Source organism: Rhizobacter sp. P3_C12 (assembly GCF_056402735.1).
The window spans coordinates 1-8,692 of sequence record NZ_JBFUGW010000263.1 but is presented as its reverse complement, the minus strand read 5'-3'; the positions used below and the strand labels follow the sequence as shown (position 1 = coordinate 8,692).

Sequence of the window (8,692 nt, the reverse complement as noted above, 5' to 3'; positions counted from 1 at the left end):
GTAGGTGTACGTCGTCAGCACACCGCGGCTGTCGATGCGCGTGAGCAGGTTGCCGACTTCGTCGAATGTGTGGCTGGCCTGGCCGGTGTCGGGGCTGATCAGCTGCGTCGCATTGCCGAAGCCGTCACGCGGGTACTGCGTGACGAGGCTCCTCGGGTCGGTGACCTTCGTGGTCCGGTCCCCGCCGTCGTGCTCGAAGCTCGTCTTGCCGTTCTTCGGATCGGTGTGGTCCTTCACCCGGTACAGCGGGTCGTAGCTGAGCTTGGTCTCCAGGTTCAGCGTGCCGGCGCCGCGGGTGATCTTGGTGCGATTGCCCTGGGCGTCGTATTCATAGGTCGTCACCGGCGTCGGGGAGACGGGCGGTGGTGGCAGGCCTTGTGCGCTGACCGCGGCAGCAATCAACAGGGAGACCGTGCCGATCAGCGGCTTCTTCGTGATCTTCATGCTCACTCCTCCCCACCCGTGGTGCGTTGCGCGCGGTTCAACGCATCCATCACGCGGTTCAGGCTGACCTTCAGCCTGCCGTTCGGGTCCTTCTTTGTCTGCCCGACCCGTTGGCCATTGCGGTCGAGTTCGTAGTCGATGCGGTTGCCCTGATCGTCGTACACCGCCTTGAGCCGACGGGCATCGTCGTAGTCCTGGCCGACCCAGCTGCCGTTGGACAGCGTGGCCTTCTTCAGCTGGCCGAGGGCGTCGTACTCATAGGTCGTCGTGAGGCCATCGACCGCCGTGGTCAGCAGGCGCTGGCGCAAGTCGTAGGTGTTCACGGTCACGATGCCGTTGCCGTCGATGCTTTGCAGCACCTGCCCGGCGCGGTTGTACTGCGTGAACGTCGTCACCTCGCCCGCGCTGCTCGTGAAGCTCTGCAGGTCGCCCTTCGTGTGATCGGCGTTCGTGTCAGCAAAGTACGTGGAGCTCGTGCTCACGGTGACACCACTGCGCGTGCTCTTGGCCGTCAGCACCCGGCCGTCCTGGTCGTACGTCCAGCGCTGCACCCTGTCGGCCACCGCGGTGTTGAACAGCGACGGCACCGCAGGCGTCACCGGCTTGCCCGGCAAGCCGGCCGTCGACGGCGTGAAGGCCGCCGTGTACCGCGCGAGGCCCTTCGTGATGCGCACATCATCCACCGCGCCGTTCAGATACCACACGCCCTGGCCAGTGTCCGGCGTGCGCCCGATGTTCACCGGCGTGCTCGACGTGAAGATCGCCCCGTTGATCGCCACCGGCGCGCTCGGCACGCCGTTCAGGAAGATCCGCAGCGCCGTGCCCTGGCGCACCACCGCGACGTGGGCCCAGGTGTTCAGCGGGATCTGGTTCGCATGCCAGAGGCTTCCGGCATCGCTCGACCCGTCCTGCGACCAGCGCGTGGTCACCGAGCCGTTGGAGCCGGTCAGGATGTCGAAGCCGCGGGCACCGCCGTTGCCGTAGTTGCTCAGCAGCGTCGCGAAGTTGCCGTAGGCGTTCAGCCGCACCCAGGCTTCCACSGTGAAGTCGTTGCYGCCGACRTCCAGCGCCGCGCTCGRKGCKGTCACATAGSTGCCRTAGCTGCCGTCCAGRCTGAGGCCACCGCTGCCGTAGCGCGMAGCACCCGCATTGACCGCCGCATTRCCGAAGGCGCTGACYGSGTAGCCATTGACCGAGCTGTCGACCAGCCCCGCCGCGTTGCCGCYGCCATCCAGRTGCAGCAGCARGCTCACGCTTGCGTAGCTCGGGTCCACGCCGTTCGCGTCGCCCGGCACCTGTGGTTTGCCGGCCAGGTCGAAGCGCTTGCTGCCGTCGGTGTCCAGCGTGGCCTGCTGCCGCTGCAGGCACAGCAGCGGCAGCGCCTTGCCATCGGGCAGCGCTGCCGTCGACGGTGCGCAACTCGCGGGCGCATTGCCGTTGAACGGATCCGGCTGGCCGTTGTAGACGTTCGTGGTCAGCAGCTTCGGCTCGGCGGTGCGCGTGGGCAGCGGCCAGTCCGGGTGCCACTCGGTGCTCGTCAGGCGGCTCAGCGCCGGCAGGCTTGCTCCAGGCTGCGTCACCGCGGCGCAGCTCTGGCTTTGCGCCAGGCCTTCCACCGTCGCGAGTACCAGGCCGCGCTGCAGGTCATTCGAGAAGCAGCTTCTCGTGCCGTTGAAATCGTCGCGCCGGCTCAGGTTGCCGCCCGCATCGAAGTCCTGGCTGCTGGTGCTGGCCGAGCAGCCCGCGCCGGCCGGCTGGCTGCGCCCGGTCAGGTAGACCTTGCCGTTGATCTGCGTGGTGGTGATCTCGCTGACCGCGCCCTCGGGGCCGGTCACGCGCAGGCCGGTCGGGGCCACCCAATAGTGGTCGTGCCAGATGATGTTGGCCGACGTGTCGAAGGTCTCGGTGATCGTCCACCCCGGTGCGGTGTCGTAGCTCGACACATACCGCTGCGCGCCGCCCGCCCACTGCGTCTCGATCGCGCGGCCCTCGCTGTCGTAGCCGTACGTCGCGAGACGCGTGTTGTTCTCGTCGACGACACCCGTCACCGCCCACGGCAGGTCGCTGCGCTCGTACAGGTACTTCCGCGTCTTGCCGTCCGGCAGCGTGAGAGTGCTCAGGTTGCCTGTGCTGTCATAGGCGATGAAGGTGTTGTCGGTGCCGCTCGTGATCTGGCGGATGCGCGGTTCGCTCACACCAGCAGGCTGCTCGTAGACGAACTGCGCACTGCGCCCGTTCTGGTCCGTCACCGCGATCAGCAGGCCGCTCTGCGGGGCCACGCTCGCCGGTGTGTCGGCATCGCTGTAGGTGTAGCTCAGGCGGCGGCCGTCGAGCCAGGCCACGTTTAGCAGGCGGCCCTGGGTGTCGTAGGTCTCCTCTGCGCGCGCGGCCATGTCGAGGTAGCGCCAGCCGCCGGCGATTGCCACCAACCGGTCGGGCACATCGGCATCGGGCTGATAGCTTCCCGACGACTGCAGCGCGAAACTCGTCCACTCGCCGTCGCCGCGCGAGACGCTCATGCCCAGCACCTGGCCCCAATCAGTGGTTTGCGGCACCAGCCGCTTGTGCAGTGAGCCCGACCACAGCGGCCCGAACGAGGCGGCGGAGCGTTCGGTGAAGCTCAGGCTAGCATCATTGGTCGGCAGGCGGGGTGTGGTGTTGTACAGCGCCAGCAACGGCTGGCCCGCCAGGGTCGGCAGGCCCAGGTCCTCGCGCAGCAGCTTGGCACCGGTCAGCGGGTCGATCGGGTTGCCCATGGGCGCACGAGCCCGGCAATTGCAGGGCTTGCCGTGGATGCGATCAACCACCGGTGCCGTGCGCTTCTCGTAGGTGCCGCCCAGGATGGTCTCGGTGTGCAGCGTCACATTGCCGCGGTAAACCACGTCGACCACCTGCAGCATGCGAAAGTGCACGCCGTCGGTCTCGTGGTCGAGGTAGCTGCACTTCCGCTGGGTGTATCCGTCGGGCTGCTGAACCGTGGAGCAATTCGAGGCGGCGACAGACGTCTCCAGGATCCCGATCAGGTCAGCGACCGCGGCCGACACCGACGACGTCCACGCGCCGATGGCTTCGTAGTTCGCCCGGTACCGATCGGTCCCCAGCGCCTGCGCCGGTGCGGCCACCAGCATGCAGGTCTGCGCGATCAGCAGCGCCATCCACCTGAAACCCAACCGCGCACCAGCGCACCGACGCGCCCGCGAAATGCCTTGCATGAAGTCCTCCCTGTCGTCCGTCAGCTCGCCGCTGCACAAGCGGTGCGCAGTCTCGCTGACTTTTTGTTGCGAAGTGGAGTGTACAAAGCTGCAGGGGCCGCGAAATGACAGATACCGCCATCGAGGAATCCGATGGCCGATCAGCACACCACTAGCGCCATGCCATCGTCATTTCGCGACGCATCCATCCGCTTCGTCGCATCTCGATACCGCCGGCGGCCACGCCTCGCCACAGTCCACCCCATCGACAGCAGGTCGCCGTCGAACCCACCCGATGGAGTGAACCATGAACCGCACCGCCCTCACGTATTTCGTCACCGTCGCGCTCGCCGTGGGCAGCGCCGCCGCGATGGCGCAAGATGCCGCCGCGCCGAAGACGCGCGCGCAAGTCCGCGCCGAGTTGATCGAGGCCCGCACGCAAGGCACACTGCCGATGGGTGGCGAGTTCGCCGGCACGATGCGCCACGACGCACCGGCCGCATCCGACACCCGCACCGCCGAACGCGCCCCGAAGCGCGCCGAACCGAAGGCGCCGGTCGCCAGCGGCGGCTGAGCCGCCTGGTCCCGCGGGCTGGCGCGCACGCCCCGGCCAGACGCGCTCACGTCAGCTCCCGGCGAAATTTCAAGCTCGCTTTCACCGATCAGCACGAAACCAAGTGCTACGGACGTAAGGCCGGGCAACGCCAGCTTCAGCCACCGCTTCACCTTGTCGAAACCCGATCACGTCGCCATGACGTGGTCTCAGGGAGAGATGAAGATGAAGCGCAGAAACCTGTTGCTGGCCGCCTCCGGGGCCGCCGGCGTGACATTCCTGCCGTTCGCGGCCTCGCGCGCCGCCGGTGCGCRCACCGTCAGCTTCGGCCAGTCGGCGTCGCTGACGGGCGGCCAGGCCAGCTACGGCCGCGACGTGCAGAACGGCATCGCCGCCGCCTTCGCYGCGGCGAACGCCAATGAGGCCGCCAGCGGGCTCCACTTCGACCTGCAGACGCTCGACGACGGCGGCGTGCGCAGCCGCTGCATGAAGAACGTGATGCAGCTGGTCGAGGGCGGCTCGACCGCGCTGATCGGCCTGACCAGCGGCGCCGGCGCCGAGGCCTGCATGCCGGTGATCGAGGATGCGCAGATCGCGATGCTCGGCACCGCCAGCGGCAACATGGGCATCCGCGGCAGCCACGTCAGCGGCGCCTTCCACGTGCGCGCCGGCTACGACGCCGAGTACAAGCGCATGGTCGGCTACGTCAAGGATTTCGGCATGCAGCGCATCGGGGTCGTCTACCTGAACGACACCTCGAAGGCCAACATGGAGGCGATGAACGCCGCGCTGTCGGCGCTGTCCATCCAGCCCAAGGTGTCGATCGGCATCGACCGCAACGCCACGTCGTTCGACGGCGTCGCCAACGAGCTGCTGGCCGCGCGCCTCGACTGCGTGCTGTTCACCGCTAACGCGGGGCCGGTCGGCAAGATCATCGACCACCTGGTGCGCGGCAAGTACGCCGGCCTGTTCTACGCCTCGTCCTTCGCGGGGCAGGACCTGATCGACACGCTGACCTCGCGCAAGCAGAGCTGCGTGATGAGCATGGTGGTGCCGCGCCCGACGCAGATGGGCGTCAACGTGGTCGCGCAATGCCAGCGCGACCTGGCCCTGCTGAACAACGGCGCACGGCTGGGCATCACGACGCTCGAGGGTTACATCAGCGGGCGCATCGCGGTCGAGGCGGCGCTGGCGGCATCGAAGGCCGGCACGCTGAACCGCGCACGCATGAAGGATTCGCTGGCCGGCCTGCGCAGCGACCTGGGCGGCTACAAGGTCGAGTTCGCCGGCACCACGCACGGCTCGCGCTATGTCGACCTGATCGCGATCGACCGCTACGGCCGCCTCGTCGGCTGAAGGGGGCACCGCATGAAACGCCGTGACCTCTTGCTGGGCGGCGCTGCCGCCTGCGCGGGCTTCCCGCGCCTTGCATTCGCCTCCAACACCGTCATCACGCTGGGCCAGAGCGCATCGCTCAGCGGCGCCCAGGCACGCTACGGCGCCGACGTGCGCGACGGCATCCTCGCCGCATTCGCCGCCGCCAACCGGGCCGATCCCAAGGGCCCGCGCTTCGAGCTGCAGGTGCTCGACGACGGCGGCACCAAGGACCGCTGCATCGCCAACGTGCAGAAGCTGATCGGCGACGGCGCCGCGGCGCTGGTCGGCCTGACCAGCGGGGCGGCGGCCGAGGCCTGCATGCCGCAGGTCGAGAAGAACCAGATCGCGCTGATCGGCACGGCCAGCGGCAACATGGGCATCCGCAGCGCGGCGTCGTCCGGCGCGGTGCACGTGCGTGCCGGCTACGACGTGGAGTACCGGCGCATGGTGGGCTACGCGAAGGAGTTCGGCTTCAAGCGCGTCGGCTACGTGCACCTGAAGGACACCTCGAAGGCCAACCTGCTGGCGATGGAGGACGCGCTGGGCCGGCTCGGCGTGCAGCCGGTGGCCGTCGTGCCGATCGACCGCAACGCCGGCTCGCTGCTGCCGGTGGCGCAGCAGCTGCTGGCGCAGCGGCTCGATTGCGTGATGTTCACCACCAACGCCGCGCCGGTGCTGTCGATCATCGAGCACATGCACACCGGCGCCTACCCGGGCATGCATTTCTCGTCGTCGTTCGCCGGGCAGGACCTGATCGACGGCGTGGTCGCGACGCGGCGCAGCGTGGTGATGAGCCTGGTGGTGCCGCGGCCGTCGGCGCTGGGCGTCGGCGTGGTCGGCCAGTGCAAGAGCGACCTGGCCGCGCTGGGCGGCAGTGGCGCGCTGGGTGTCACGACGCTCGAGGGCTACATCGCCGGGCGCGTCGCGGTCGAGGCGGCGCGCACCGCCGTCAAGGCCGGCGGCGCGACGCGCGCGCGGATGCGCGACGCGCTGTCGTCGCTGCGCACCGACCTGGGCGGCTACCGCCTCGCCTATGCGCCCGACAACCCGCATGGCTCGCACTACGTGGAAATGGTGGTGATCGACCGCTACGGCCGCATCGTCGGCTGAACCCCGAAGGAGGATCCCTCATGGTTGCTTCCTGGACACGCGGGCTGGCTGTGCTCGCACTCTCGTTCGCCGGCCTGCCGGCCGGGGCCGCCGGCAGCGAGCCGAGCGCGCCACAGTGGGCCGAGGCGCGCGCCGCGGCCGCCGAGATCGCCGGCGCCTTCGCGCGCCACTGCCCGGTGGCCGGCACCGGCGACCAGCCGGCCTTCGAGCAGTGCCGGCGCGGGCTGTTCGGCGATCCGGCCTTGCGCGATTCGCTGGACGCGATCGTGCTGTGGGGCCGCCAGCGCGATCCGGCGCTGTCGCTGCAGGCCAGCTCGCTGACGCAGTTCGCGCCCGACGTGCTGACCGGTCTCTACATGCCGCTGTTCATGTTCGACGGGCAGCACAGCGTGCGCTATGTCGCCTCCGAAGGGCTGTTCCAGCTGCGCTTCGCGACCGCCTTCCGCAACCGGCTCGCGCCGGGGCAGTTTCCGTATCCGTTCTGGCACGACGCCGAGAAGTGGGCGATGTACCAGGGCGCGAACGAGGTGCTGCTGTGGTGGGAGCCGATGCGCGGGCGCGTGAAGGCGGCGCAGTTCACGGTGCACGGCACGCAGCCGCCGGTCACCGCAGTGGCCAAGGTGCCGGCACCGACGGGCTTCAGCGGCCAGTGGATGTGGACGGATGCGCAGGGCCGGACGCAACCGAAGGCGACGCTCTTCGACGGCCTGTACCGCGCCGACAACCCCTACCTGGGCCAGCTCGAGGGCTCGTACAAGCGGTTCGCGCTGCGCATGCGCCAGGCCGAGTGCGATTCGTGCCACGTGCCGAGCAACCCGGGCAAGAGCAAGCGCCTGGTGCTGCTGCAGACGCCGGCGCATGCCGCCGGCGAGATCGAGYGGCTGCTGAAGGCCGTGCGCGAGGACCGCATGCCGCGCGACGAGACCGGCATCGAGAACCCGCTGGACGCGGTGACCAAGCGGGCGCTGCTGGAGGACGGCGAGGCCTTCGCCTCGGTGCTGAACGCGGCGCGCCGCTGGGAGGCGCAGGCCCGCGTGGCCGGTGCAGGCGGCACGCCGGACCTGCGCTGAGCCTGCCGCTCAGGCCGTGCGCGCGCCCRCCAGCCAGTCGAGCGCGCCCTGCGCCGCCACGCGCGCGCTCGCCATCGTCGCGGTCAGCAGGTAGCCGCCGGTCGGCGCTTCCCAGTCGAGCATCTCGCCGGCGACGAACACGCCGGGCAGCGCACGCAGCATCAGCGCGTCATCCAGCGCCGCGGCACGCACGCCGCCGGCGCTGCTGATCGCCTCGTCGATCGGCCGCGCCGCGCCGAGCACGATGCGCAGGCCCTTGATGTGCGCGGCCAGGCGCTGCACGTCGGCCATCTCCGCCTTCGGCACCAGCTCGTGCAGCAGGCTCGCCTTCACGCCATGCAAGCCGAGGCGCGTCTTCAGGTGCGTCGACAGCGAGCGCGGCCCGCGCGGGTGCGCGAGCTCGGTTTCCACCCACTCCAGCGGGCGCGCCGGCAGCAGGTCGAGCGCGAAGCTCGCCTGGCCCTGCGCGGCGATGGCATCGCGCAGCCGCGCCGACGCGGCATACACCAGGCTGCCTTCGACGCCGGTCTGCGTGACGACGAACTCGCCCGGCTGCCGCCAGCCATCGTCGAGCGCGATCGCCACCGACTTCAACGGCTCGCCGGCGAAGCGGCTGCGGAAATGCTCGCTCCACGCTGTAGCCACGTCGAAGCCGCAGTTCGACGGCTGCAACGGCGCCACGTCGACCGCGCGCTGCGCGAGCCACGGCAGCCACGCGCCGTCGGAGCCGAGCCGCGACCAGCTGCCGCCGCCCAGCGCCAGCAGCACGGCATCGGCGCGCACGGCATGCTCGCCGTTGGCCGATGCGAAGCGCAGCGCGCCGTCGTCGCCCCAGCCGAGCCAGCGCTGGCGCATGTGGAAGCGCACGCCGGCCGCGCGCAGCCGCTGCAGCCAGGCGCGCAAYAGCGGCGCCGCCTTCATGTCGGTGGGAAACACGCGGCCCGAGC

6 protein-coding genes and 1 pseudogene are annotated in these 8,692 nt (G+C 69.8%); 4 read left to right on the top strand and 3 right to left on the bottom strand.

The annotated features are described in order from the left end of the window. Together AC1DXV_RS27630 and AC1DXV_RS27625 are read right to left on the bottom strand one after the other, a co-directional pair. A pseudogene (locus tag AC1DXV_RS27630) lies at positions 1–444 on the bottom strand (hypothetical protein); the annotation flags it as partial. Positions 445–446: 2 nt separating this feature from the next. Beyond that, positions 447–3,599, bottom strand: a complete 3,153-nt coding sequence (locus tag AC1DXV_RS27625; RefSeq protein ID WP_477936578.1) for a LamG-like jellyroll fold domain-containing protein — start codon at positions 3,597–3,599, stop codon at positions 447–449. A 343-nt stretch (positions 3,600–3,942) separates the two neighbouring features. Here AC1DXV_RS27625 and AC1DXV_RS27620 point away from each other — a divergent pair, with 343 nt between their 5' ends. The 4 genes from AC1DXV_RS27620 (at position 3,943) to AC1DXV_RS27605 (ending at position 7,745) form a co-directional block, all read left to right on the top strand. Then, on the top strand, positions 3,943–4,209 hold the full coding sequence (locus tag AC1DXV_RS27620) for a DUF4148 domain-containing protein (RefSeq protein ID WP_477871992.1): 267 nt from the start codon (positions 3,943–3,945) through the stop codon (positions 4,207–4,209). 204 nt (positions 4,210–4,413) lie between these two features. After that, positions 4,414–5,544, top strand: coding sequence for an ABC transporter substrate-binding protein (locus tag AC1DXV_RS27615; protein WP_477936576.1), 1,131 nt, complete (start codon positions 4,414–4,416; stop codon positions 5,542–5,544). Positions 5,545–5,556: 12 nt separating this feature from the next. After that, positions 5,557–6,675: an ABC transporter substrate-binding protein gene (locus AC1DXV_RS27610; protein ID WP_477936574.1), complete on the top strand. Its 1,119-nt coding sequence runs from the start codon at positions 5,557–5,559 to the stop codon at positions 6,673–6,675. Between the two features lie 20 nt (positions 6,676–6,695). Further along, positions 6,696–7,745 carry a hypothetical protein gene (locus AC1DXV_RS27605; protein WP_477936572.1) on the top strand — a complete coding sequence of 350 codons (1,050 nt, stop codon included), beginning with the start codon at positions 6,696–6,698 and terminating at the stop codon, positions 7,743–7,745. A 9-nt stretch (positions 7,746–7,754) separates the two neighbouring features. Here AC1DXV_RS27605 and AC1DXV_RS27600 read toward each other — a convergent pair. Then, positions 7,755–8,692: TIGR03862 family flavoprotein (locus AC1DXV_RS27600; RefSeq protein WP_477936570.1), on the bottom strand; the 938-nt coding region annotated here is incomplete at its 5' end.

Excerpts from the sequence above, each read along its gene's own strand:
- AC1DXV_RS27610 (WP_477936574.1), top strand. The coding sequence starts at position 5,557 with ATGAAACGCCGTGACCTCTTGCTGGGCGGCGCTGCCGCCTGCGCGGGC.
- AC1DXV_RS27620 (WP_477871992.1), top strand. The coding sequence starts at position 3,943 with ATGAACCGCACCGCCCTCACGTATTTCGTCACCGTCGCGCTCGCCGTG.